This window comes from Isoptericola sp. NPDC057559 (assembly GCF_042801555.1).
GTDB lineage: Bacteria > Actinomycetota > Actinomycetes > Actinomycetales > Cellulomonadaceae > Isoptericola.
The window spans coordinates 48261-72769 of the sequence record NZ_JBHVFQ010000003.1 but is presented as its reverse complement, the minus strand read 5'-3'; the positions used below and the strand labels follow the sequence as shown (position 1 = coordinate 72769).

Here is a 24509-nt window from a genome sequence, read left to right as displayed (position 1 = left end):
GCTCGAGAGCCGACCCTCGGCACAACCTTTTCGCCGCCCCGAGCGTCGTGGCAGGTGACCGACCTGTCACAGGTCACGATCACGACACGACCGGAGTGCTGCGGTCGCGGTCGGGGCGGTCGCGGGGCACGGTGGTACCCCGCGGCGCACCCGGTACGCCGCCACACCGGCGCGGAAGGGACACGATGCGTACGGTTCCCACGACCCGGCGACGCCGCGCGGCGTCGCTCCTCGGCGTGCCGGTGGTGCTCGCCCTCGTGCTCGGGGGCTGCGCCCCCTTGTCGGGAGACGGCGGGCAGGCCGAACCGGGGACCGCCCCGACGGCGACCTCCTCGGCCCCCGCGGACGGCTCCACCCCGGACGACGGCGTCCAGGGCTCGGCGTCCGACGACGCGGCGCAGCAGCAGGCCGAGCAGGACGCGGCGGACCAGAAGGCTGCCGACGACGCCGCCAAGAAGGCGGCGGAGAAGAAGGAAGCCGAGAAGAAGGCGGCCGAGAAGGCGAAGAAGGCCGCGGAGAAGAAGGCGGCCGAGGAGGCCGCCGCCAAGGAGGCGGAGGAGCAGAAGGCCGCGGACGAGGCCGCCGCCAAGAAGGCCGCCGAGGCGCGCGACAAGCTGATCTCCTACGGCGACTCGGGGGCGAAGGTCACCGCCCTGCAGGAGCGGCTGCAGGAGCTGGGCTACTTCCTCCAGGACGCGGACGGCACGTACGGCCCGGCCACGCAGCAGGCGGTCTGGGCGCTGCAGAAGGCGGCGGGCCAGTACCGCGACGGGGTCGTCGGGCCGAAGACGCAGGCCGCGCTCGACGACGGCGTCCGGCCCAGCGCGCACTCGTCGTCGGGCAAGGCGGTCGAGATCGACCTGGACCGCCAGCTCCTCATGACCGTGGAGAACGGCAAGGTCACGCGGATCTTCAACGCGTCGTCGGGCAACGGCGACACCTACGAGGCCAAGGGCCGGACGTACCACGCGTCGACGCCGCGCGGCTCGTTCGCGGTGTACATGGAGCGCAACGGGATGCACGAGTCCACGCTCGAGCTCGGCTCGATGTACCGGCCCAAGTACTTCTCCGGCGGGTACGCGGTGCACGGCTCGCCGTCGATCCCGCCCTTCCCCGCGTCGCACGGGTGCGTGCGTGTGTCCAACGCCGCGATCAACTGGCTGTGGGACTCGTGGGGCATGCCCAAGGGCACGCCCGTCGTCCTCTACTGACCGCCCACCGGGCCTACCACCGGGCCTACCACCGGGCCTAGAGGGCGGTGCCGACCAGGACGGGCTCGGGCTCGAGCTCGACGCCGAAGGTGTCGCGCACGCCGTCGCGCACGGTCCGCGCGAGCGCCACGAGGTCGGCCGCCGTCGCGCCCCCGCGGTTGGTCAGGGCGAGCGTGTGGCGCGTCGACAGGCGCGCGGGGCTGTGCTCGCCGGCGAGGCCGAAGCCCTTGGTGAACCCGGCGTGCTCGATGAGCCACGCCGCGCTGGTCTTCACGAGCGTGGTGTCGACGGCGCCGAGGCTCGGGCTCACGGTCGACTCGGGCGTCGCGGAGCGCACGGAGAAGCGCGGGGCGTCCTCGGGCAGCTCGTCCGCGGCGTCCGCCGGCAGCACGGGGTTGGTGAAGAACGACCCCGCGGACCAGCGGTCGTGGTCGGGCTCCGGGGCGCCGCCCACGCCGTCGAGCAGCATCCCCTTGCCGCCGCGCAGCTCCAGCACCGCCTGCCGCACCTCGGCCGACGGGGCGCGCTCGCCCACCTCGACGCCGAGGCGGCGGGCCAGCTCGCGGTAGCCGACGGGCGCGGACAGGCTGCCGAGCCGCATCTGCAGGTTCACCTCGAGCACCACGTACCGGGGCGTCGGGTACCAGGGCGCGCCCTCGCCGCCACCGGACCGCATCGTGCGCTTCAGGAGCGACGTGCGGTAGCCGAAGCCGAGGGACGCGAGCGGGAAGGTCTTCCTCTGGCCGGTGGCGCGGTCCCAGGTCCGCACGGACGCCACGACGCCGGACACGTCCTGCCCGTACGCGCCGATGTTCTGCACCGGGGCGGCGCCGACGGTGCCGGGGATGCCCGACAGCGCCTCGACGCCCACCCACTCGTTCGCCACGGCCTCGGCGACGAACGCGTCCCAGTCCTGCCCCGCGGGCAGGCGCAGGCTCGCGCCGCCGCACGCGCCGTCGGTGCCGCACGAGTCGGCCAGGTCCGCGTCGAGGCCCTGGCGCACGTCGCGCACGACGACGCCCGCGAACCCCTCGTCCGCGACCAGCAGGTTCGAGCCGCCGCCGATCACCAGCAGCGGCTGGTCGGCGTCGTCCGCCGCGCGCACCGCGTCGATCAGCTCCGCCTCCGACTCGGCCTCCACGTACGCGTCGACGGGCCCGCCGACGCGCAGCGTCGTCAGCTCGGAGAGCGTGGGGGTCGAGGTGGAGCGGTCCGCGGCGGTCGCGGGCGGCTCGGTGGCAGGCGAGGCGGGCACGGCGGAAAGGCTCACGCGTCCAGCGTACGCGCCGGGTCGGCGGCGGCCGGCAGCGGCCGTGCGGCTCCGGCCACGAGCAGCCCGAGGGCCACGGGGACCGCCAGGACGAGCAGCGCGTCGCGGTACCCGACGTGCTCGGCGAGGAAGCCGATGAGGGCCGGCCCGACGAAGAACGCCGAGTAGCCGATGGTCGAGACGACGGACACGCGCAGCGCGGCCCGCCGCGGGTCGTCGGACGCCGCCGACATGCCGAGCGGGAACCCGAGGGAGGCCCCCGCGCCCCAGATCGCCACCCCGACCAGCGCCACCCACAGCGACGGGACGAGCGCGAAGGCCACCACGCCGACCAGGGCGGCGGAGCCGCAGATCCGCAGCATGGTGACGCGGCCGTACCGGTCGATGAGCGACGTGCCGGCGAGCCGGGCGAGCGTCATCGCGCACAGGAAGACGGCCAGGCCGATCGCGCCGGTGGACTGCGGCGCGTCGAAGCCGTCGACGACGGCGAGGCTGACCCAGTCGTTCGCGGCGCCCTCGGTGAGCGCCGCGGCGAGCACGACGAGCCCGACGAGCAGGGTGCGCGGCTCGCGCCAGGTCGCCAGGGTGTCGCGCAGCGAGTGGCCGCCGCCGGCGTCGACAGCCGTGGCCGGGTCCGCCTGGGTGTCGGTCGCCGCACCCGCGGCGGGGGCCTCGGCGTGCGCCGTCGTCGGCTCGAAGAACCGTACGCACACGACGACCACGACCAGGTCGACGACCATCACCGTGATGACGTGCAGCGGCAGGGACACGCCGCCGTGCGCGGCGAGCGCGCCGAGGCCGGCGCCCGCGACGGTGCCGAGGGAGAAGCCCGCGTGGAAGCGCGGCATGACGGACCGGCCGAGCCGCCGCTCGACGACGGCACCCTCGAGGTTCATCGCGGCGTCCCAGATGCCCACGCCCATGCCGCCGAGGAACAGCCCGACGCGGACCCACAGCGGGCTGCCGCCCTCGACCGCGAGGGTCGCGACGGTGAAGCCGGCGGCCGCGAGCGCCGCGAACGACACGCAGGTGCGCCCCGCGCCGATGCGCGACGCGATCATGCCGGAGAGCGGCAGGGCGATCAGCGAGCCGATGGCGCCGGTGAGCAGCAGCAGCCCCATCTCGTCCGCCTGGAAGCCGAGGCCGTCGCGGACGGCGGGGATGCGGGAGGCCCATGTGGCCATCCCGATCCCGGCGACGACGAAGACGGCGAAGACGGCCCAGGCGGCGCGGACGGCGTGCCGGGGTGCGGCAGGGCGAGCGGAGGTCACGGTCTGACGTTTCCGGAATCCGCCGCGCTGGTCAAATCGATTCGAACCCCGGAATCCCCCGGTAGGCTGGCGCCCCGACACCGCCCGAAGGAGCCTCATGGGACGCAGCACCGCCGCCCGACCGACGCTGGCCCGGGTGGCCGAGCTCGCGGGCGTCTCGGTCTCCACTGCCTCGCTGGCGTTCTCCGGCGCCGGCCCGATCACCGCCGAGACCCGCGACAAGGTGCTCGCCGCCGCCGCCGAGCTCGGCTACCACGGCCCCAACCCGCTGGGCCGCCAGCTCCGGTCGGGGCGGTCAGGGATCGTGGGCGTCGTCATCGGCGACCAGCCCGGGCGCGCGTTCCGCGACCCCGTGGCGGTCAAGGTGCTCGACGGCCTCGTCGACGTGCTCGGCACCGAGGGGCTCGGCGTGCTGCTCATCCCCGGCGTCCGCGGAGCGGCGGCGCCCGCACGCGCCGACGACGGGACCACCCCGGCCGCCCCCGTGCCCGCCGTGGACCCGCTGCTCGAGTCGGCCGCGATGGACGTCGCCGTGCTCGTGTGGGGCGTGCTCAGGGACGACGCGACCCTCGCCGCGCTGCGGCGCCGCGACGTGCCCGTCGTCGTCGGCGAGGGCGGCCGCGTGGAGGGCGCGCCGCTCGTCGCGCTCGACGACCGGGCCGGCACCGCGCTGGCCGTGCGCCACCTCAAGGAGCTGGGCCACACCCGCATCGCGGAGATCACGCTTCCCCTCGACGCGGTCGAGCGGTCCGGCCCGATCGACGCGGCCCGCCTCGCTCAGGCGGACCGCACCTCCACGAGGCACCGCCTCGACGGCGTGCGCGACGAGGTGGAGCCGGTCATCTCGTGGGAGACGCCGGCGTCCCTCGTCGAGCACGGCCGCGATGCGGCCACGGAGATCCTCGGCGCCTGGGTGCCGGAGACCGAGCGCCCGACGGCGATCGTCGCGCACTCCGACCTGCTCGCCGCGGGCGCCGTCATCGCCGCGCGCGAGCTCGGCCTGCGCGTGCCCGACGACGTGTCGATCGCGGGCTTCGACGGGATCGACCTGCCGTGGCTCTCCCCCGACGTGCTCACCAGCGTGCACCAGCCCCTGCAGGCCAAGGGCGCGGCCCTCGGCCGGGCGGTGCTGGGCGTGCTCGCCGGCGAGGAGCCGACCTGCACCACGCTGCCCGTCGAGCTCGTGCCGGGCACCACCACCGGCCCCGTGCCGGCGGCCGTGCGGCCGGCCGACGCGCAGGCGTAGCCGGCCCGTCCCGGCCCCGGCCCCCGCTCAGCCCGTGGCCCCCGCACCCGCCGCGAGCGCGGCCGCCAGGATCGCGTCGCCGCGCTCGCGACCGAGGAACGCCAGAGCCGCCTCCTTCGGGCCCTGCGGCGACTCGAAGCGCACCGTGCCGGCGGGCTCGAAGCCGAAGGCCACCATGCGGGCCAGGGCGCGCTCGTTGCGCGCGTCCGGCTCCACCACGAGCCGGCGGGCGCCCGGCAGGGCCAGCGCGAGGCCGAGCACCGCGGGCCCGATGACGTCCCACGGGGCGACCCCGTACCGCGCCGCCGGGCCGTCGCTCCCCTTGAAGAAGTGCATCCCGACGTCGCCGGGCAGCACGTCGTAGGCGGTCGCGACCGGGTCGTCCTCCGGGTGGTAGAGCTGCACGAGCACCACCGGCTCGCCGTCCCACCGCACCAGGTACGCGTGGTGCGTGGGCAGGGAGTCGACGAACGCGTACGTGGCGCTCAGGTCGTCGCGGCTCAGGCCGCCGAGCCCCCAGAAGCCCGCGTACGGGCGGTTCACCCACGCGTGCAGCACGTCGAGGTCCGCGACCGGGTCGAGGACGTGCGCGGTCACCGTGCCCGCGCCCGGCGCGCCGGCCCGCCACACCTCCTCGCCGCGGCGTCCGGTCAGCAGTCGGGGGTCGTCGGTCATCGGGAGCTCCGTCGGTCGTCGTCGGCCAGGGGCCGGCCGGTGGGCAGGGGTACCGGGCGCAGCCGCGCCCAGTCGGTCTCGACCACGGTGGTGCGGGCGGCGGCCCACGCCGGGTGCTGGTCGGCGAAGTGCGGCGAGCGCGGGTCGCCGGACGCGCCGAAGGGCACGCCCCAGCGGCTGCGGCGCCGGTCGCCGAGGTCCCACACCCAGCGCGCCACGGAGCCGCGGAAGGCGGCGGTCGTGACCCCGGGGACCCCGCCGGTGCAGCGCACGGCGTCACCGGTCCCGCCCAGGGGCGCGCGGGGCACGACCGGCGCCGTCGCGCCGGGCACCAGGTCCAGCGCGTGCAGCGGGGCCAGGCGGTGCAGGTCGCCCCAGGTCTCGGCGTCGTCCCCGTCGGCGGGCCCGTCGAGCGCGTCGAGGTCCGCCAGGGCCGCCGCGGCGGCGGCCCGGGAGCCGACGACGCCGGACACGAGCACGGCGGGCAGGGCGTCGCCCACGCGCGCGACGACGTCGAGCCACGGCGCGAACACCGCCGGCAGGCCGTGCGGCGCGTGCAACGGGGCCAGCGCCGGGTCGGCGGCGACGCGGCGCACCAGGGCGTCCCGCCAGCGGGCGAAGAGGGCGGCGTCCGCGTCGTCGGCGTCCGTCCGGGCCCCCGCCGCCGCCCAGTCCAGCAGGCGCCCCGCGCGCCGCCGGGCGTTCTCCGACCCGGGTTCCGCCCGCTCCAGCCACGCGACCAGCCCGGGCGCCCCGCCGTCACGGCTGTCGGCGAGCACCCGCTCCTGCGACCGCGCCGTCTCCCCGCCCGGCGGCGGTGCGGCGAGCAGGGCACGCACCCGGGCCGCCCGGTGCGGGGCGTACACGAGGCCGAGGTCGTGGCCGGGCCGGCCGGACCGGTCGTTGGCGTCCACCGCGACGTCGACGACGGCGGTGGGCGCGGGCAGGCCGAGCCACTCCGGCCCGGCCCGCCGACCCGCCTGCCCCGACCGCGCCACGTCCTCGACGACCCGGGGCAGCACGCGCTCCGCGGGCGGCACGACCGGGACGCGGCCGGCGGTCAGGCGCAGCACCTCCCCCGACGAGTCGGCGGCGAGCACCCGGTTCACCGGGTCCACCCAGCCGGCGAAGGCGGCCGCGACCTCGCGCGCCGTCCGCGCGCCCTGGAGCGCCCGCCAGGCGGCCACCCCGGCGTCGGCCGTGACGCGGACGGGCCACCGGAGGCTGTGGCGGTCGGTCACGAGCGGGCCGCGGGGGGTCTCCGCCCACGGCACCTCGACGGCCTCGCCGCCGCGCACGGGGACGGTCTCGGCGCCCGACGCGACGACCTCAGTCGCGCCGACGTCGTCGCCGTGCGACGCCTCCGCGACGAGGTCGACGTGGTGCGCCATCGCGTTGGTGATGCCCCACGCCACCGACCCGGTGGGCGTCTCGGCCTGCCCGAGGTGCAACACGCCGGGCACTCCCGGGAACGCCAGGCCGACGACGTCGTGCCCCGGCCGCGCGAGCCTGACCTGCTGGTACACGCCCGGCAGCTCGAGGAACCGGTGCGGGTCGCCGGCGAGCAGCGGCGCGCCGGACGCCGTGCGCGACCCGTGCAGCGCCCACGCGTTGGAGCCGGACGACGGGCCCCCGCTCCCGCCGTCGTCCCCGCCCCACCAGGAGAGGGCCGCCGCGCCGAGCGTGGGGCCGAGCGTGCGGGCCACGTGCTCGCGCCACAGCAGGTGCGGGAAGCCGCTGAACAGGACGTGGTGCACCAGGAACGTGCCGACCGGGGTCCACGGGTGCCACGGCTCGTCGGCGGGCAGCGGGGCGCCGCCGAGCGCCCGGGCCAGCTCCGCCCGCTCGGGCGCGTCCCGGCCGCCGGCGTCCAGGCCGTCGCGCACCCCGTCGGCGTAGGCGGCGAGCCAGTCCCGCTCGGGGGCCGCGAGCGCCGCCCACACCCGCCGGGTGGTGTCGGCCAGGCGCACGCGGACGGCGAACCGGTCCCACTCCAGGCCCGCCGGGCCGACGCGGGCGGCCAGCCGCCCCTCGCCGTACCAGCGGTCCACCTCGAGCTGCCACCCGCGGTCCAGGGCGGTGACGTACCCCTGCCCGTACGCGAGGTCCGCCTCGGAGCCCGCGCGCACGTGCGGCACGCCCAGGTCGTCGCGGAAGAGCTCGAAGGGTCGGCTCACGGGGTGCCCGGGCGGGCGACGGGGTTGGCCATCGTCCCTGCGTACAGCAAGGAGGCGGACTGGTCGGTGAGGTCGACCATCTGCAGCGTGTTGCGCAGCTGCAGCCGGTTGAGGCACGAGTGCGCGAAGCGCGGCACGCGCAGGTCGACGCGCCCGGCGAGGTCCGGGTGCTCGGCCCCGTGCCGGTCCACGACGTCCGCCACGACGGCCCAGAACCGGTCCTCGGGCAGCACGCCGTCGACGGCGAGGATGCCGGCCAGGTGGCGCAGCACCCCGTCGAAGACGTCGGTGAAGACCGCGAGCGCCTTCTCGTCGGCGTCCACGGCGGCGCGCACGCGCTCGACGCCGGGCGGGAGGGCGCCGTGCCCGAGGACGGCCACCTCCTCGCCGATGTCCTTCATGAAGACCCGCCGCACCACGCCGTCGCGCAGCACCAGCACGAGGTTCTCGCCGTGGGGCATGAAGGCGAGGTCGTGGGCGCGCAGGCAGTGCACCAGCGGGTACAGGTAGGCGTCGAGGTAGGCGCGCAGCCAGGCCTCGGGCGCGATCCCGGACGCGCGCACGAGGGTGGTCGCGAGCGCGCGGCCCGAGGCGTCGCGGTGCAGCAGGCTCGCCATGGTGGCCAGCCGCTCCCCCGGCGCCGTGCGGGGCACCGGCGACTCCCGCCAGAGCGCGGCGAGCATCTTGCGGTGCGCGCTGGGCCGGGCGGTGCGGTGGTAGACGTCGCCCGTGTAGCCGACCGACGCGCGCTCCCGCAGCACGCCGAAGCCGCTCGCCCGGAGGGTCGCGTCCCCCTCGACGACGCCGGCCACCCAGTCGTTGATGTCGGGGGTGGCGCGCATGTAGGCCGGGGAGAGCCCGCGCAGGAAGCCCATGTTCTGGATCGCGAGCGCCACCTTCACGTAGTGCCGCTCCGGTCGCGTCCGGTTGAACATCGTGCGGATGGACTGCTGCGGCTGGTACTCGTCGGCGCCGGGCCCCAGCGGCACGAGGTCGCCCCGCGCGACGTCGGCCGCGAACGTGACCGGTACGCGGTGCTGCCACTGCCACGGGTGCACGGGCAGGTAGAGGTACTCGGCCGGGTCGAGGCCGCGCGCGGCGAGGCGGCCGGCGAAGGCGGCGCGCTCGGCACCGGTGAGCTCGTCGCCGTACAGGCCGGCCTCGGTGAGGCCGTCCCCGAGCGCCAGGTGGGAGTGCTCGCGCCGCGCCGCCAGCCAGACCAGGCGCATCCGCTCGCCCCGCTCCGGCGCGTACGCGAGATAGTCGTCCAGCGAGAACCCGATGCGGCCGTTGTTCGCGAGGAAGCCCGGGTGGCCCTCGGTCATCGCCGCCTCGGTGGCCTGGAACGCGTCGGCGCGGCGTCGGTCGTCGTCCGCCCCGTCGAGGCCGCCCGCGGGGTCCGCGGTGTCCGGGGCGAGCGCCGCCAGCAGCTCGGGGACCTGCGGGGACGCGCCGCTCAGCTCGCGGTCGCGCTTGGCGCAGGCCGCGGCGAGGGTCGAGGACAGCTCCTCGAGGTAGGTCGCGACCAGGTCGTCGGGGATCTGCAGCAGCGGCTGCAGCTCGGCGACGAGCTCCAGCGCGTCCACGGGCAGCTCCACGCCCTCGGCGTCCGGCGGCCCGGCCGTCCGAGTGATCGAGGACGGGTCCACCACCCAGTGCTCCAGGGCGAACGTGCGCGCCGTGAACCGGTAGGTCACGCCGTCGAGCGCGAGCACGTACCGCTCACGACCGTCGGTGTCCGGCTCGGGGCGGAAGAGCCGCTCGTGCGCGAGCTCGGCGAGCGCCTTCGCGGCGAGGTGCCGGTGCGCCTGCGCCGCGAGGCCCGGGCGCAGGTGCGGGGCGAGGTCGACGCCGCTCGGGCCACCCAGCGGCGACGCCGCGAAGTCCGCGCGGGTGCAGACGCTCAGGGCCGCCCGCTTGACGTGCCCGCCAGGTCCGTCGCCCTCGCTGACGTCGACCTCCCGCAGCACGCGGAAGCCCGCGGCGGCGTTCTTCGCGGCGATCGCGCGGTTCGTCACGTCGGGCTCGACGACGACGCGCGCCGCGCCGCGGCCCTCGGGCGCGAGGCAGAACCGCACGACGGCGGCCATCACGGCGTCGGTGAGGCCCGGGACGCGGTCGGCGGGGTCGGCCGGGGGCGGCGCGACGAGCAGGTGCATGCCGAGGTCGCCGGGGACGGCGTCGTGCACGCCGGCGAGGAGCACGCGGGCCGGGTCGTACGTCTCCGTGTAGAAGGCGGGCCGGCCCTCCACGCGTCCGAGCCAGCCGTCCTGGTCCGGGTCGGCGACGACGGCCTCGAGGTAGGCCCGCACCTCGCCCTCGGTCAGGTGCCCCATGCGCCAGAACGCCGACGCGGGATGGGCGAGCCAGGCGCGCAGGGTCGTGGCGTCGCGCGCCGGGTCCACGGGCTCGAGCGCGACGGCGTCCGCGGACGCGCGGGCGGTGCGGGGCTCGGTCGCGACGGTCATCGCGCCACCTCCCCCACCGCGGCCGACGACGGCGCGGGCGCGGCGTCGACGCCCCCGGGCAGGCCGAAGGTCTGGAAGGCGATGCGGCTCTCGACCGGGTACGGCTCACGACCGGTGACCTGCGCGAGGATGACGGAGTTGCGCCACGGCGCGAAGCCCAGGTCGGGGGCGGTCACGCCGTGGGTGTGCGCCTCGGTGCCGCCCACGTGCAGGCGCCCGCCGGCACCGGCGGTGTAGTCGCGCGCGACGTCGACGCGGCCGAGCTCGTCGAGGTCCACCAGCCCCGGCGCGACGAAGCCCGGCACCCCCGAGCCGTAGCCGGTGGCGGCCACGACCGCGCGGGTGCGGTGCTCCGCCGTCGTGCCGAGCTGCCCGTGCCGCAGGGTCAGCACGTACTCCCCGGCGCCGCCCGCGCCCTCGGCGTCGTACCGCGCCTCGACCACCTCCGTGTCGGACAGGAGCGTGGTCGGCAGCTCCCGGCCCAGGGCGGACTTGCGGTAGAGGGTGTCGTAGATCTCGTCGACGAGGTCGCCGCTGATGCCCTTGTAGAGCGCGCGCTGCTCGCGGCCGAGGATCTCCCGCAGCTCGGTGGGCAGCGCCCGATAGTGGTCGGTGTACTCGGGCGACGTCATCTCGAGGGTGAGCTTGGTGTACTCCATCGGGAAGAACCGGGTCGAGCGCGTCACCCAGTCCACGCGGTGGGCCTGCGGGGACGCGTCCTCGAGCAGGTCGCGGTACACCTCGGCGGCCGACTGCCCCGAGCCGACGACGGTCACGGCGCCACTCGCGGCGAGGGCGTCGCGGTGCGGCAGGTAGTCGGCGCTGTGCACCACGGGCCCGGCGCCCGGGTGCCGGGCCGACTCCGCGGCCAGGCCGGCGAGCGGCCCGGGCAGCTGCGGCGTCGTGCCCACCCCGAGGACGACGTGGCGCGCCCGGTACGTCTCGGTGCGGGGCGCCTGGCCCGGGCCGGCGGCGAGGCGGGCGGTGACGACGAGGTCGCCGGTCTCGTCGTCGCGGTCCACGCCGATCACCTCGCGCCCCCAGCGCAGCGTGGTGAGCCGGTCGGCCACCCACCGGCAGTACTGGTCGTACTCGGCGCGCAGCGGGTAGAAGGACTCGCGGATGTAGAAGGGGTAGAGCCGGCCCGTCGCCTTGAGGAACGCGAGGAACGACCAGGGCGACGTCGGGTCCGCCATCGTCACCAGGTCGGCCAGGAACGGCACCTGGATGGTGGCGCCCTCGAGCATCATGCCCGGGTGCCAGCTGAAGGCGTCGCGCTGGTCGAGGAAGACGGCGTCGACGTCGTCCAGCGGGTCGGCGAGCGCCGCGAGGCCGAGGTTGAACGGCCCGATGCCGATGCCGAGGAGGTCGTAGGTGCGGGTCATCGGGCTGCTCCCTCGAGGGCGGCGTCGGTCGTGACGGTGCGCTCCAGCCGCGGGTGCACCGCGCGGCAGGGCGGGGAGTCGAGCTCGAGCAGCTCCTGGCCGGCGAGCAGGCCGTGCGCGGTGGAGCGCACCAGGTCGAGCACGTCGCGGACGTCGTCGAGCGTCGCGTCCGGGTTGAGCAGGGTGAGCTTGAGGCACGGGCGCCCGTCGATCACCGTCTTGGCCACCATGGCGCGGCCGGAGTCGAAGAGCACGCGACGCACGCGGGGCACGAGGGCGTCGGCCCGGGCGTCGTCGACGCCGTCCGGCTGGAACCGGAACAGCACGGTCGACAGGTCGGTCGGGGCGAGGAGGCGCAGCTCGGGGTCGCCCGCGAGGTCGGCGTGCACGGCCGCCGCGAGGTCGCACACGGCGTCGACCATCGCGCCGACGCCGTCCGCCCCGACGGCGCGCAGCGTGGCCCACAGCTTGAGGGCGTCGAACCGGCGCGTGGTCTGCAGCGACTTGTCCACGAGGTTGAGGTCGGGGTTGGGCTCGCCCGACTCCTCGGCCGGGTTGAGGTAGTCGGCGTGCCACGTCGCGCGGGCCAGGTCGGCGGGGTCGCGCACCAGGAGCGCGCTGGACGACACCGGCTGGAAGAACGTCTTGTGGAAGTCCACCGTGACGCTGCGGGCCCGCTCGACGCCGTCCAGCAGGTGGCGGCGGCGCGGCGACAGCAGCAGCCCGCCGCCGTACGCGGCGTCCACGTGCAGCCAGGCCCCGACGGCGTCGCACAGGTCCGCGACCGGCACCAGCGGGTCGACGCAGCCGCGGTCGGTGGTGCCGGCCGTCACGACGACGGCCATGACGACGTCGCCGGCCCGCTCGACGTCGACCAGCGCGCGGGCGAGCGCGCCCGGGTCCATCCGGCCGGCGGCGTCCGTCGGGACCGCGACCACCGCGTCGTCGTCCAGGCCGAGCAGCAGGGCGGAGCGCGCGACGCTGAAGTGGCCCGACGCCGTGGCGAGCACGCGCAGGCGGCCGAGCCGCTCGCGCCGCGCGGCACCGCCGAGCCGGGCGCCCGCCGCGTCGGTCAGGGCGCGCTCGCGGGCCAGGTGCAGGGCCTGCAGGTTGGACTGCGTGCCGCCGGAGGTGAAGACCCCGTCGCCGGCCTCGAACCCGACGCGCGCGGCGGTCCAGGCGACGAGCCGCTGCTCCATGAGCGTCGCCACGGTCGACTGGTCGTACGTGTCGACCGACGTGTTGATCGCGGCGAGCATCGCCTCGGCGCCGACCGCCGGGAGCGCCACCGGGCAGTTGAGATGCGCGGCGTAGCCGGGGTGGTGGAACCAGACGGCGTGGGAGGCGTAGAGCTCGGCGGTCTCGCGCAGCGCGTCGGGCGTCCCGACCGGCGGGCCGTCGAGGTCGACGTCGTCGACGAGCGCCTGCAGCTCGCGCCGGCTCGCGCCGCAGAACGGCTGCTCGGCGGCGGCGACGCGGGCGGCCACGTCGTCCACGACGGCGTGCAGCGCGCCCGCGTACTCGGCCGCGGTCGCGGCTCCCAGCAGGGCGGAGGACTTCGTCACGGGTCTCCTCGGGGTGGTCGAAGTGAGGTCAGCCTGGCCTAACTTAGGTTCGCCTCGGCCGGATGCCAACCGCTGGGACGCAGATCACATCGGCGCCCCGCCGCCGGCGGTGAAGGCGCGATCGACCGCCGCCGAGCACGTTGCCCCCACCACCGCGACCGGGTAATGTCCTGCGGCTCCCACCCGCCCGTTGTCCTGGAGGTCAGCCGTGCCCGCTGTGACCCATGCCGAGCTCGACCGGGAACGGGCACACCTGGAACGGGCGCGCGAGGAGCTCGCCCGGATGCGCGAGCGCACGGCGGGGCTGACCGCCCACGCCGGGGACCGGATCAGCGCCGAGGCGCTGGAGCTCACGCTGGCCCGACGCCTGGCGCAGCTCGCGGACGACCCCCACGTGCCGCTCTTCTTCGGCCGGCTGGACCGCGACGAGCCGTCCGGCGGCGAGGTCTTCCACGTCGGGCGGCGGCACGTGTCCGACACCGCCGGCGACCCGCTGGTCGTGGACTGGCGCGCCCCGGTGAGCTCGGCGTTCTACCGCGCCACCCGGGACGACCCGATGGGGGTGACGACCCGGCGCCGGTACGGCTTCGCGCGGGGCGTCCTCACCGGTTTCGAGGACGAGGTGCTCTCCGGCGCGGCCGCGACCGAGGTCGAGCACTCGGAGATCCTGGAGCAGGAGATCGAGCGCCCGCGCACCGGGCCGATGCGGGACATCGTGGCGACGATCCAGCCCGAGCAGGACGTCATCGTCCGCAGCGGCCTCGACCGCACGGTCGTCGTGCAGGGGGCGCCCGGCACGGGGAAGACGGCCGTGGGCCTGCACCGCGCGGCCTACCTGCTGTACGCGCACCGGGAGCAGGTCACCCGGCGGGGCATGACCGTCGTCGGGCCGAACTCGAGCTTCCTGCGCTACATCCGGGACGTGCTGCCCGCGCTCGGCGAGGTCGACGCCACGCAGACGACGGTCGAGGAGGTGGTCGCCGCGCACGGCCGCCTGCGGGGCACGGAGCCGGCCGAGGTCGCCCGCCTCAAGGGCGACGCCCGCATGGCGCAGGTGCTGCGCCGCGCCGTCTGGTCGCACCTGGGCGAGCCGGCGGAGGCGCTGGTCCTGCCGCGCGGCTCCCGTCGCTGGCGCGTGCCGGCCCACGAGGCGCGGGACGCCGTCGCGCACGTGGTGGGCCGCGACCTGCGCTACGACGCGGGGCGCGAGCAGCTCCGGTACGCGCTGGCGCACCGGATCCTGCAGCAGATCGAGGCGGCCGGCGACGCGCTCGACGAGAGGGCGTGGGACGTCCTGGCGCGCACCAAGCCGGTCAAGGACTACGCCGCGACGCTGTGGCCGGCCCTCGCGCCCGCCCGGCTGCTCCACCGCCTGCTGGCCGACCCGGCGTTCCTCGCGGAGATGTCCGCCGACGTCCTCACCCCGGCCGAGCGAGAGACCCTCTCCTGGGAGGCGCCGCCGCGGAGCGCGGGGGCGGCCCGGTGGACGCTCGCCGACCTCGTGCTGCTCGACGAGCTCGCCGACCTGCTGGAGCGGGTCCCCTCGGTGGCGCACGTCGTCGTCGACGAGGCCCAGGACCTGTCGCCCATGATGCTGCGCGTCCTCGGCCGCCGGGCCCGCACGGGGTCGCTCACGGTCCTCGGCGACCTCGCCCAGGCGACCACGCCGTGGGCCGTGCGCTCCTGGGCGGACGCGCTCCACCACCTGGGCAAGCCCGACGGGCACGTCGAGCAGCTCACCGCGGGCTTCCGCGTGCCCGGTGACGTCATCGAGTACGCGGCGCGCCTCCTCCCGACGATCGCGCCCGAGCTCGCCCCGCCCGTGGCCGTGCGGCGGGCCCGCGGCGAGCTCGTGCTCACCACGGCGCCGGCGGAGGAGCTGGTGCGGGCCGCGCTCGCGCGCGACGGATCGGTGGGGCTGATCGTGCCCGACGCCGGCCTGGACGCCGCCCGCCGCCGGCTCGTGGCCGCCGGGCTGGAGTTCGCCGTCGTCGGCGAGGAGGACGGGGCAGCGAGTGCCGCCGCCGCCGATGCCGCAGACGACGCCGACGACGCCGACGACGCCGACGACCAGGCCACCGAGTTCGACGCGCGGCTCGACCTGGTCCCGGCCTCCCTGGCCAAGGGCCTGGAGTTCGACCACGTCGTCCTCGACGACCCGGCCGGGGTCGTGGCCGGGGAGGTCGACCGCGAGTCCGGCCTGCGCCGCCTGTACGTGTGCCTCACCCGGGCGGTGACGTCGCTCGCGGTGCGGCACGACGAGGACGTGCCGGTCGAGCTGGCCGCCTAGCGCCCCTCCCCCGCGGCCGCGGCCACGCGCAAGGTCGTGACACACGCCACAGTTTCTGGGAAAGTCTTTGCCAACGGGCGATGGGGACCGTCCCACGCCCCTGTCCCTGGGGAGGGACCCGTGACAGGCATGGTGCGGAGGAGCTGGATGAGAGCGACGACGGCGGCACTGGCAGCGGGGGCGGTGATCGCACCGACCGCGGGGGCCGCCGGCGCCGCGCCGCCCGACGACCCCGCGGCATCGGGGCACAAGATCACCACCACCCACTGGCAGGGCATCGCCGACCTGCGGCAGGGCGAGTGGGAGAACCTGCGCCCCGGAGCGCACGGCACGCTGGGCGTGCGGGATGCCGGTGGCCCGACCACGGCGTACACCGACCCGTTCGGCGACGGCAGCGCGGTGGACTACGAGACGGGGACGTGGACGTCGCCGGTCGTCGAGACCGGGTACGCCGTCGACGAGTCCCTGACCTCCTGGAACGCCACGACCCCGACCGGCACGTGGGTCGAGGTCGAGTTCCGCGGCCGCAAGGCCGACGGCGCCTGGACCAAGTGGTTCGTCATGGGCCGCTGGGCGTCCGGCGCCGATTTCGCGCCCACGGACGGCTCCGTCGGCGACATCCACCGCACGTCACTGAAAGGACAGAACGACGCCGACGCCGCGCTGTCCACCGACACGTTCATCGCGCGCACCGGCCACGAGCCCGAGGCCTTCCAGACCCGCGTCACGCTCTACCGGCCGGCGGGGTCGACGGCGACCCCGCGGCTGTCGGGCGTGACGACGATGACCAACGAGTACCTGCCCGACTCCGCGTACACCGGCACCAGCGACTTCACGCTCGGCCGCGCGGTCGAGCTCGACGTGCCCGGCTACTCGCAGCTGATCCACATCGGCGAGTACCCCGAGTTCGGGGGCGGCGGCCAGGTGTGGTGCTCGCCGACGTCGACCACGATGATCCAGTACTCGTACGGCAAGAAGTACCGGGTGCCCGCCGACCGGCTCGAGGGGATAGTCGCCCCGAACGGCGACCCGCAGGTGGCGCACGCCGCCATCAACGCGTGGGACTACACGTACGAGGGCGCGGGCAACTGGCCGTTCAACACGGCGTACGCGCACGAGTACGGCCTGGAGACGTTCGTGACCCGGCTCCGCTCGCTCGCGGAGGCGGAGCGGTTCATCGCCGCGGGCATCCCGCTGGTCGTCTCGATCAACTTCGCGAAGGAGGAGATGCCCGAGGCGGGCTACGGCACCGACGGCCACCTGGTGACCATCGTGGGCTTCACCGCCGACGGCGACCCGGTCATCAACGACCCCAACAAGGCGACCGACGCCGACGTGCGGAACGTCTACACCCGCGAGAACTTCGAGCGCGTGTGGCAGACCTCCACCGACGGCATCGCGTACGTCATCCACCCGCACGACGTGAAGCTGCCCCGCAACGTCGCGGGCGCCACCGCCAACTGGTGACCTGACGCACGAGGACCCCCGGGCTCCGGTGAGCCCGGGGGTCCTCCTCTGTGTCGGGCGTCAGTGCGGGCGCACCGGGCCGACGGCGTCGGAGGTGAACGTCGCCGACGTGTACCCCGGGGCCGAGACGGTCACGCGGACCGACATGTCCGCGCCGCGGTCCCTGCCGGTGAGGTGGTAGCGCCTGCCGTCCGCGCCGCGCACGGGCTCGCCGTCGCGCAGCCACTGCACCTCGACGCGGAGGCGCTCCGCACCGGGCAGGTACTCGCCGGTGTCGGCGGTCAGCACCTTCCCGATCTCGGGCCTGCCCGCGACGGACGGGCCCTCGACGTCGGTCACCACGGGGTCGTGGAGGACGACGTCGGCGGCGCGGGTGAACACCTGCCGGTGGGCGTACCAGAGCTGGTAGTAGGTGTCGGTGCCGCGCACGTCGGTGCGGTCGTCGGGGATCGAGCCGTCGAACGACTTGGCGTTGTAGTAGTCGGTCGTCACGGTGTCGTCGGAGACCACGTAGCTCTGACCGGTCCCGATCGTGTACTCGATCGGCGTGACGGCCTGCGTCGCGATGCCCGGGTAGGGCGCGTACGCGGCCGCCTCGGGGTACGCGCGGCCGTAGATCGCGGCCGCCTTGGCGCCGCTCACCGTCACGGTCCTGCCGGTGCCGGGGACCACCACCGGCCGGTCGGCCGGGTTGTGGAGCCACACCAGCGAGCCGGCCCACCACACGCCGAGCCACTCACCCCGCACCTGCGCGACGACGAGCTTGTGGCCCGAGGTCACGCGCGCGCTGATGTCGCTGGCGTACGTCGTGCCGTCCGCGCCGTTCGGCTTCCAGCCCGGGTCGCGGGCGTACGGCGCGTCGAGCGAGGGCTGCTGGTACGCGACGGCGAAGTTGGTGCCCGCGCCCGCCACGCAGTCGCCCGAGCCCGGCGACGCCTGCTGGCAGCCGGTGACCGGGTTGGCGTTGTCGTCGTAGCCGGCGACCACCTCGACGACGTCGCCGGGCGCGACGTCCGTCGTCGGCGTCAGGCCGCCGCCGATCGGCGCGCCTAGCAGCTCGAAGTAGTGCTCCCAGTCCCAGTAGGGGCCCGGGTCCCAGTGCACGCTCTTGGTGGACCCGGGCAGGATGCCCGGGATCTGGTCGTGCCCGATGACGTGGGCGCGGTCGAGCGGCACGTCGTACTTCTCGCCGAGGTAGCGCACGAGCTCCGCCGACGACTGGTACATCGCCTCGGTGAACCAGCCCGACGTGCCGGCCCAGCCCTCGTGCTCGATGCCGATCGAGTGCATGTTCATGTACCAGTTGCCCGCGTGCCAGCCGACGTCGTCGGGCTGCAGGTGGTTGGCCGTGTGCCCGTCGGACGAGCGCACCGTGTAGTTCCACGCGAGGTAGTTCGGGTCCTGGACCATGTTGAGCGTCCCGGCGTACCCGCCCTCGGTGTCGTGGATGACGATGTAGTCGATCGACGGCCCGCCCGCGCCGGTGCGGTCGGCCTGGTCGTGGTTGCCATAGTTCCCCGTGTCGTCGGGAAGGTCGGCGCTGCCCTTCTCGTACGGCGCGGGGATCCAGTCGCAGCCGAGGTCGGCCGGGCAGTCGGCGGCGGGGTCGCTCGCCGTCGTCGCGGCCGCCCGGGGCAGGACGGCGGCCGGCTGGGCCGCGAGGGTGACGCGCCCGCCGTCGTCGGTGGTGCGGGACTCGCCCGTGCGGAGCGTGGCGTACACCCGGTCGGCGAACGTCGTGGCGTCGCCCATCCGCGCGACCGCGGTCTCCCACGTGGCGAGGGAGCCGCCGGTGCCCTGCCCGGCCGACGCCTGGTAGGAGGACAGGAGAGCGGCGGCGCCGCAGGTGTTGGCGCCGGCGTCCGACTTCAGCTCCGCGACCGACAGCCCGGTCAGGGCGGCGGCACGGTCGAGCTCGCTGACGGCGGTGCGGGGCGTGGCGTCCTTGCCGGCCCCGTCGGGCGCCTCGGCGGCGTGGTCGAGCAGGTTGAACAGGCCGTAGCCGCCGTCCGCGCTGGGCGCGCCGGCGTGCTGGTCCCAGCGGGACTCCATGTAGGAGACGGCCTTGAGCAGGTCGGCCGGGACCCCGGTGGCGTCGCTCGCGGCCGCGAACGCCGACTCCCGGTCCGGCGCCGCGACGACGGCGTCGCAGCTCACGTCGGAGGGCGGGGCGGTGGAGGGACCGGCCCCCGCGGCGACCGCGGGGATGGTGATCAGGGGAACGAGCAGGCCGGCGGCCGCCAGCCCGGTGGTGCGTCGTCGTACGGATCTCACGGGGAGTGCTCCTCTCGAGGACGGAGTGCGCTCGGGGCGCACCACGTCATCGAACCGTGAAATCACGTTTCATGAGAAGTGCTAGGCGTAAAAAATCTCGTCCTGCGGACGCGCGACCGGTCCCGGCCCGCGCGACGGGCGGTGCGGGTGGCGAGGAGAGGGGCGTCAGGAGAGGCGGACGGTCGCCTGCGACCGGCCGAGCACCTTGGCGCCCTCGTGGGTCACCGTGAGGTCGACGCGGACGGTGCCGGCCTCGGCGTCGATCGCCCCGACGACCGCGGAGACCTCGACGACGGCGACGCCGCTCGCGGGCACCGGGACCGGCTTGGTGAAGCGCGTCTGGTACGCCACGACGGCGCCCGGGTCCCCCGCCCACGCGGTGACCACGCCGACGACGGAGCCCATGGTGAGCATCCCGTGGGCGATGACGCCCGGGAGGCCGACGCCGGTCGCGAAGGACTCGTCCCAGTGGATCGGGTTGAAGTCGCCGCTGGCGCCGGCGTACCGGACGAGGCGGGCCCGGTCCAGCTCGATCGCGGCGGTGGCGACGACGTCGCCGACGGACAGCTCGGCGAGGACGGGGCGGGCCATCAGGAGTCCTCCCCGCGGATCACGAGGCTGGAGGAGACCGTGGAGACGGGCTCGCGCGTGCCGTCGTCGGCCTGCGCGAAGATCTCGCAGCGGGTGGTGACCATCGCGATGCCGGCCCGCTGGGTCACGGAGTCGACGTGCAGCACGGTGACCAGCTCGTCGCCGGCGACGATCGGCCGATGGTGCACGAACTTCTCGTCGGCGTGCACCACGCGCGAGAAGTCGATGTCGGCGTCCGGGTCCTGCACGTACTGCGACTCCGCCCGCTGGGCGACGACGACGGCGAACGTGGGGGGCGCGACGAGGTCCGGATAGCCGAGACCCCGCGCCGCCACGAGGTCGTGGTGCGCGGGGTCCAGGGCACCGACGGCGCACGCGAACTCACGAAGCTTCTCGCGCCCCACGCTGTAGGGGGCGCCGGCCGGGTACTCGCGGCCGGCGAAGTCGGGGTTCGCCACGTCGGTGAGGTGTCGTGTCGACCGAGGCGTCAGCGGGTCTCGCGGTGCGAGGTGTGCTTGCCGCAGCGCGGGCAGAACTTCGCCAGCTCGAGACGGTCGGGGTCGTTGCGACGGTTCTTCTTCGTGATGTAGTTCCGCTCCTTGCAGTCCACGCAGGCCAGCGTGATCTTCGGGCGGACGTCCGCGCTCTTAGCAGCCATGGTGTGTCACCTCTCGCGCCCCCGGAAGGCGCAACGTGCGTCAAGGAACAGGCCGGTCCGACGCCGGCCGTCGAACCGTTAGGAGTGGCGGTAGCGAGGGCGGGGCTCGAACCCGCGACCTCACGATTATGAGTCGTGCGCTCTGACCAGCTGAGCTACCCCGCCGCACGTGACGGAACGCGGACCCGTCGCCCGCATAGACGGACGACGGTCCCGCGTCACACCACAGAGCCCCGAAAGGGAATCGAACCCTTGACCTTCTCCTTACCATGGAGACGCTCTGCCGACTGAGCTATCGGGGCAGCGGAGAAGACTCTACACGGCTCGCGGCACCTGATGAAATCCGCGGGATGCCCGCTCGATCACACCGTGCACCGGGGTCGCGAGGACCTTCTCCGGACGTCGGACGGGGCACCACCCAGAGGTGGCGCCCCGACCGTCGCGGTGGCAGGTGAGGGATTCGAACCCCCGAAGGCTGAGCCGTCTGATTTACAGTCAGATCCCTTTGGCCGCTCGGGCAACCTGCCGTGCGGGCTCGCGGACGAGCTCGCGGGTAGAACCATAACGCCCCGGGCGGCCCAGGCGGAAATCGTCCGCCGGTGGCCCGCGTCACCCGGTCGCCGCCCGGCTACGGTGAGCCGGTGACGACCCCCTCCTCCCCCGACCGGTGGGGACTGCCCCTCGGGCTCTCGGCGTTCGTGCTCTGGGGCGCGATGCCCCTCTTCTTCCCGCTCCTGGAGCCGGCCGGCCCGGTCGAGATCATCGCGCACCGCGTGGTGTGGAGCCTCGTGTTCTGCGTGGCGCTGCTCCTGGTGACCCGGACGTTCGGGTCGTTCGTCGCCGTCCTGCGCAGCGGCCGCACCATGGGCGCGCTCGCCGTCGCCTCGGTGCTCATCGTCGTCAACTGGACGACGTACGTGTACGCGGTGCTCACCGACCACGTGCTCGACGCCGCGCTCGGCTACTTCATCAACCCGCTGCTCACCGTGCTGCTCGGGGTGCTCGTCCTGCGCGAGCGGCTGCGCGTCGCCCAGTGGGTGGCCCTGGGGTTCGGCGCGGCGGCCGTGGTGGTCATCTCCACCGGGGTGGGCGGGCTGCCCTGGATCGCCCTGGTGCTGGCGGGGGCGTTCGGGCTCTACTCGCTCGTGAAGAACCGCGTGGGCCGCGGCGTCGGTGCGCTGCCCGGCCTCGCCGCCGAGACCGCGGTCGCCACGCCGTTCGCCCTGGCCTACCTCGGCTGGCTGGGCGCCACCGGGGCCGGCACCTTCGCCACCGAGGGCGCCGGGCACGCGCTGCTGCTCGTGGCGTGCGGCGTCGTCACCGGCCTGCCCCTGCTGCTCTTCTCCGCCGCCGCCCGCAGGCTGCCGCTCTCGGTGGTCGGGATGCTGCAGTACCTCACGCCGGTGCTGCAGTTCCTGCTCGGCCTCCTCGTCTTCGGCGAGCACATGCCGCCCACCCGCTGGGCCGGGTTCGCGCTGGTGTGGGTGGCGCTGGTGATCCTCACCGTCGACGGCAGCCGGCAGGCCCGGGTCTCCCGCCTCGCGGCGCAGGCACGCACTACGGTGGTCCTCGAACCCTGACCCCACCTGAAGGAGACCGTCATGGCCGACTCGTCGTTCGACATCGTGAGCAAGGTGGACCGCCAGGAGGTGGACAACGCGCTCAACCAGTCCGTCAAGGAGATCTCGCAGCGGTACGACTTCAAGGGCGTGGGCGCGTCCATCGAGTGGAGCGGCCAGGACACCATCGTCATCGAGGCGAACTCCAGCGAGCGCGTGCTCGCCGCCCTGGACGTCTTCCAGACCAAGCTCATCAAGCGGGGCGTCTCGCTCAAGGCCTTCGACACCGCCGACAAGGAGCCGCAGGCGTCCGGCAAGGTGTACCGCCTCGCGGGCTCGCTCAAGGAGGGCCTCGCGGGCGAGAGCGCCAAGAAGATCACCAAGATCATCCGCGACGAGGGCCCGAAGGCCGTCAAGACGCAGGTGACCGGCGACGAGGTGCGCGTGACCAGCAAGTCCCGCGACGACCTGCAGGCCGTCATCGCCCTCCTCAAGGGCGCCGACCTCGACGTCGCGCTCCAGTTCGTCAACTACCGGTGACGACCGGGGCGGCGGCCGGCGCGCAGGTGCTGCCGCGGGTCGTGGCGACCGACCTCGACGGCACGCTCCTGCGCTCGGACGGCACGGTCTCCGAGCGGACGCGGCGCGCCCTGCTCGCGGCGGAGGCCGGCGGCGCCGAGGTCGTCTTCGTCACGGCGCGGCCGCCGCGCTGGCTGCACGCCCTGGGCGACCTCGTGGGCGGGCACGGGCGCGTGATCTGCCTCGGCGGCGCCGCGGTGTGGGACCTGGCGAGCGGGCGCGCCCTCGACACCTGCGGGTTCGACGACCGCGTGGTGCGCGACCTCGTCGCCGAGCTGCGCGACGCCGTCCCCGGCGTCGGGCTCGCCGTGGAGACCGTCCGCGGCCCCGCGTTCGACCCCTGGTTCCCCGACGGCGAGCCCGGCCTCGACCGGAGCCTCCGCGCCGCCCCGGTGGAGGGGTCCCTGGGCGCGACCGGCGACCCCGTCGCCAAGCTGCTCGCCGTCCGCCCGGGCACGACGGCGCAGGGTTTCGGCGTGGTGCAGCGCGGCGCCGTCCACGACGCCGCGCAGGAGGCCTTCTTCGAGCACGTGCAGGCCGTGGCCGGCGGCCGCGCCGAGCTGCACTACTCGGGCGCGGCCGGGCTCGCCGAGCTCCTGCCGCCCGGGGTGACGAAGGACGTCGCGCTGGCGCGCTGGTGCGCGCGCCTGGGCGTCGACGCCCGCGACGTGTGGGCCTTCGGCGACATGCCCAACGACCTGCCGATGCTGCGCTGGGCGGGCCGCGGGCACGCCGTCGCCAACGCCCACCCGGACGTCCTCGCGTGCGCGGACGCCGTCGTGCCCGGCAACGACGAGGACGGCGTGGCGGTCGCGCTGGAGGCAGCGCTCGGGGCCGCGTCCGGGATCGCACCGGCCGCACCCCACCACGCTCAGGGGTCCACGTCCCCGGGCGCGGCGCCCCGCTGACCTCTCCCCCGCCGCTCGTCCCGCTCCTCCTGTCGCCGTGCCGCCACGATCTCGGCGCGCAGCGCCTGGACCTCGGCGGTGAGCAGGGCCACCTGCTCCGGGGAGGCCACCCGACCCAGGGGCACGTCGTCGACGCCCACGCCCGCGCCGCCCTCGTCGTCCGCGTCGCCGGAGGGACCGCGGGCGACGCGCTCGACCAGCAGCGACGCCAGCGTCGCCGTCACGACGCCGAGCAGCGCCACCCCGCCGAGCATGAGGCAGACCGCGACCACCCTGCCGGACGGGGTCACCGGGACCATGTCGCCGTAGCCCACGGTGGTGATGGTGACCATCGCCCACCAGAAGCCGTCGCCGAGGTTCACGATGCTCGCGCCGGGCGCGCCGCGCTCCGCCTGCGTCACCAGGAGCGCCCCGACCAGCACGAGCAGGAACGTCCCCGCGACCGCGAAGCGCACCACCCGGCCCCGCAGGCGGACGGCGTTGGCGCGGTTGAGGCGCACCACCACGGACACCAGGAGGAGCGGCCGCAGCACCGGGAGCACCACGACCGCCAGCTCCAGCGGGTGCCGCCGCACGTACGTCCACGTGCGGGGCGCCAGGCGGGCGCGCACCACGTAGTCCACGACGAACAGCAACCAGGTCAGCGCGAGGACGGTCGTGCAGACCGCCCGCACGTCGGCCGACACGTCCGGCCGGGCGATCGGGATCGCGTACGCGACCAGGAACAGCAGCGAGACCGCCGTGAGCGGCCACTCGGTGGCCGCCTGCCAGCGCCGCAGGCGCGCGTGACCGCCGTCCGGGTGGGGGGCCGGCCGTGGCTCTGGCGGCCCGGGCGTCGCCGCGTCCTCGGCGCCGCCCAGCGGGGCTGGGGTCATCGCAGGTCAGCCTTGCAGAACCGGCGGGGACCCGCCGCCC

Annotated in this window: 19 protein-coding genes and 3 tRNA genes; 7 read left to right on the top strand and 15 right to left on the bottom strand. The window is 75.4% G+C overall.

The annotated features are described in order from the left end of the window. Positions 1–185 precede the first annotated feature (185 nt). Positions 186–1211, top strand: a complete 1026-nt coding sequence (locus tag ACFU5J_RS05270; RefSeq protein ID WP_430574563.1) for a L,D-transpeptidase family protein — start codon at positions 186–188, stop codon at positions 1209–1211. 37 nt (positions 1212–1248) lie between these two features. Here ACFU5J_RS05270 and ACFU5J_RS05265 read toward each other — a convergent pair whose 3' ends face one another. Beyond that, positions 1249–2481 (bottom strand): UDP-N-acetylmuramate dehydrogenase, encoded by a 1233-nt coding sequence (locus ACFU5J_RS05265; RefSeq protein WP_430574562.1) that lies wholly within the window; start codon positions 2479–2481, stop codon positions 1249–1251. Continuing rightward, entirely contained in the window at positions 2478–3752 is a 1275-nt protein-coding gene (locus tag ACFU5J_RS05260) for an MFS transporter (RefSeq protein WP_430574561.1), read from the bottom strand. Before ACFU5J_RS05260 ends, ACFU5J_RS05265 begins: the two co-directional genes overlap by 4 nt. Positions 3753–3849: 97 nt before the next feature. Between ACFU5J_RS05260 and ACFU5J_RS05255 the strand changes: the two genes are divergently transcribed. Beyond that, positions 3850–4998 (top strand): LacI family DNA-binding transcriptional regulator, encoded by a 1149-nt coding sequence (locus ACFU5J_RS05255; RefSeq protein ID WP_430578050.1) that lies wholly within the window; start codon positions 3850–3852, stop codon positions 4996–4998. A 27-nt stretch (positions 4999–5025) separates the two neighbouring features. On the opposite strand, the gene ACFU5J_RS05250 is transcribed toward ACFU5J_RS05255, so the two are convergent. Genes ACFU5J_RS05250 through ACFU5J_RS05230 form a run of 5 tightly spaced genes read right to left on the bottom strand, consistent with a single transcriptional unit; the run spans position 5026 to position 13268 of the window. Further along, a complete protein-coding gene (locus tag ACFU5J_RS05250; RefSeq protein WP_430574559.1) occupies positions 5026–5673 on the bottom strand; it encodes a GNAT family N-acetyltransferase in 648 nt (215 codons plus the stop codon). Next, complete coding sequence (locus tag ACFU5J_RS05245) at positions 5670–7850, bottom strand: penicillin acylase family protein (RefSeq protein ID WP_430578049.1); 2181 nt, start codon at positions 7848–7850, stop codon at positions 5670–5672. The genes ACFU5J_RS05250 and ACFU5J_RS05245 overlap by 4 nt, the downstream gene beginning before the upstream one ends. Further along, on the bottom strand, positions 7847–10318 hold the full coding sequence (locus tag ACFU5J_RS05240; RefSeq protein WP_430578048.1) for a GNAT family N-acetyltransferase: 2472 nt from the start codon (positions 10316–10318) through the stop codon (positions 7847–7849). The genes ACFU5J_RS05245 and ACFU5J_RS05240 overlap by 4 nt, the downstream gene beginning before the upstream one ends. Next, positions 10315–11703: a lysine N(6)-hydroxylase/L-ornithine N(5)-oxygenase family protein gene (locus ACFU5J_RS05235; RefSeq protein ID WP_430578047.1), complete on the bottom strand. Its 1389-nt coding sequence runs from the start codon at positions 11701–11703 to the stop codon at positions 10315–10317. The genes ACFU5J_RS05240 and ACFU5J_RS05235 overlap by 4 nt, the downstream gene beginning before the upstream one ends. After that, positions 11700–13268: a pyridoxal phosphate-dependent decarboxylase family protein gene (locus tag ACFU5J_RS05230; protein ID WP_430578046.1), complete on the bottom strand. Its 1569-nt coding sequence runs from the start codon at positions 13266–13268 to the stop codon at positions 11700–11702. The genes ACFU5J_RS05235 and ACFU5J_RS05230 overlap by 4 nt, the downstream gene beginning before the upstream one ends. Positions 13269–13476: 208 nt before the next feature. On the opposite strand from ACFU5J_RS05230, the gene ACFU5J_RS05225 reads away from it, so the two are divergent. Together ACFU5J_RS05225 and ACFU5J_RS05220 are read left to right on the top strand one after the other, a co-directional pair. Next, positions 13477–15558, top strand: a complete 2082-nt coding sequence (locus tag ACFU5J_RS05225; RefSeq protein WP_430578045.1) for a HelD family protein — start codon at positions 13477–13479, stop codon at positions 15556–15558. A gap of 147 nt (positions 15559–15705) precedes the next feature. Then, positions 15706–17025, top strand: coding sequence for a C39 family peptidase (locus tag ACFU5J_RS05220; protein ID WP_430574553.1), 1320 nt, complete (start codon positions 15706–15708; stop codon positions 17023–17025). Between the two features lie 60 nt (positions 17026–17085). Here the strand turns inward: ACFU5J_RS05220 and ACFU5J_RS05215 are convergent, their stop codons facing one another. The 7 genes from ACFU5J_RS05215 to ACFU5J_RS05185 form a co-directional block, all read right to left on the bottom strand. After that, on the bottom strand, positions 17086–19299 hold the full coding sequence (locus ACFU5J_RS05215) for an N-acetylmuramoyl-L-alanine amidase (protein WP_430574552.1): 2214 nt from the start codon (positions 19297–19299) through the stop codon (positions 17086–17088). 165 nt (positions 19300–19464) lie between these two features. Next, positions 19465–19890 carry a MaoC family dehydratase gene (locus ACFU5J_RS05210; protein WP_430574551.1) on the bottom strand — a complete coding sequence of 142 codons (426 nt, stop codon included), beginning with the start codon at positions 19888–19890 and terminating at the stop codon, positions 19465–19467. Beyond that, positions 19890–20348: a MaoC family dehydratase N-terminal domain-containing protein gene (locus tag ACFU5J_RS05205; protein ID WP_430574550.1), complete on the bottom strand. Its 459-nt coding sequence runs from the start codon at positions 20346–20348 to the stop codon at positions 19890–19892. Before ACFU5J_RS05205 ends, ACFU5J_RS05210 begins: the two co-directional genes overlap by 1 nt. A gap of 29 nt (positions 20349–20377) precedes the next feature. Continuing rightward, a complete protein-coding gene (gene rpmG / locus ACFU5J_RS05200) occupies positions 20378–20548 on the bottom strand; it encodes a 50S ribosomal protein L33 (RefSeq protein WP_079572326.1) in 171 nt (56 codons plus the stop codon). 91 nt (positions 20549–20639) lie between these two features. Next, positions 20640–20713: transfer RNA gene (locus ACFU5J_RS05195), tRNA-Met, on the bottom strand. Between the two features lie 64 nt (positions 20714–20777). Continuing rightward, positions 20778–20850 (bottom strand) — tRNA-Thr (locus tag ACFU5J_RS05190). Positions 20851–20993: 143 nt separating this feature from the next. Next, positions 20994–21075 (bottom strand) — tRNA-Tyr (locus tag ACFU5J_RS05185). Between the two features lie 114 nt (positions 21076–21189). Between ACFU5J_RS05185 and rarD the strand changes: the two genes are divergently transcribed. From rarD to ACFU5J_RS05170, 3 genes are read left to right on the top strand one after another with little or no spacing between them, the layout of a single operon-like run. Beyond that, positions 21190–22128, top strand: a complete 939-nt coding sequence (gene rarD, locus ACFU5J_RS05180; RefSeq protein ID WP_430578044.1) for an EamA family transporter RarD — start codon at positions 21190–21192, stop codon at positions 22126–22128. Between the two features lie 21 nt (positions 22129–22149). Next, on the top strand, positions 22150–22647 hold the full coding sequence (locus tag ACFU5J_RS05175; protein ID WP_430574548.1) for a YajQ family cyclic di-GMP-binding protein: 498 nt from the start codon (positions 22150–22152) through the stop codon (positions 22645–22647). Then, positions 22644–23594: an HAD family hydrolase gene (locus ACFU5J_RS05170; protein ID WP_430578043.1), complete on the top strand. Its 951-nt coding sequence runs from the start codon at positions 22644–22646 to the stop codon at positions 23592–23594. Before ACFU5J_RS05175 ends, ACFU5J_RS05170 begins: the two co-directional genes overlap by 4 nt. On the opposite strand, the gene ACFU5J_RS05165 is transcribed toward ACFU5J_RS05170, so the two are convergent. Next, complete coding sequence (locus ACFU5J_RS05165) at positions 23558–24469, bottom strand: potassium channel family protein (protein WP_430578042.1); 912 nt, start codon at positions 24467–24469, stop codon at positions 23558–23560. The two genes, ACFU5J_RS05170 and ACFU5J_RS05165, sit on opposite strands and share 37 nt — an antisense overlap. Positions 24470–24509 lie beyond the last annotated feature (40 nt).

What these genes read in the sequence shown, in the direction of transcription:
- ACFU5J_RS05270 (WP_430574563.1), top strand. Translation starts at nt 186, where the DNA reads ATGCGTACGGTTCCCACGACCCGGCGACGCCGCGCGGCGTCGCTCCTC.
- ACFU5J_RS05255 (WP_430578050.1), top strand. Translation starts at nt 3,850, where the DNA reads ATGGGACGCAGCACCGCCGCCCGACCGACGCTGGCCCGGGTGGCCGAG.
- ACFU5J_RS05250 (WP_430574559.1), bottom strand. Translation starts at nt 5,673, where the DNA reads ATGACCGACGACCCCCGACTGCTGACCGGACGCCGCGGCGAGGAGGTG.
- ACFU5J_RS05240 (WP_430578048.1), bottom strand. Translation starts at nt 10,318, where the DNA reads ATGACCGTCGCGACCGAGCCCCGCACCGCCCGCGCGTCCGCGGACGCC.
- ACFU5J_RS05235 (WP_430578047.1), bottom strand. Translation starts at nt 11,703, where the DNA reads ATGACCCGCACCTACGACCTCCTCGGCATCGGCATCGGGCCGTTCAAC.
- ACFU5J_RS05220 (WP_430574553.1), top strand. Translation starts at nt 15,706, where the DNA reads ATGAGAGCGACGACGGCGGCACTGGCAGCGGGGGCGGTGATCGCACCG.
- ACFU5J_RS05210 (WP_430574551.1), bottom strand. Translation starts at nt 19,890, where the DNA reads ATGGCCCGCCCCGTCCTCGCCGAGCTGTCCGTCGGCGACGTCGTCGCC.
- rpmG (WP_079572326.1), bottom strand. Translation starts at nt 20,548, where the DNA reads ATGGCTGCTAAGAGCGCGGACGTCCGCCCGAAGATCACGCTGGCCTGC.
- ACFU5J_RS05175 (WP_430574548.1), top strand. Translation starts at nt 22,150, where the DNA reads ATGGCCGACTCGTCGTTCGACATCGTGAGCAAGGTGGACCGCCAGGAG.
- ACFU5J_RS05165 (WP_430578042.1), bottom strand. Translation starts at nt 24,469, where the DNA reads ATGACCCCAGCCCCGCTGGGCGGCGCCGAGGACGCGGCGACGCCCGGG.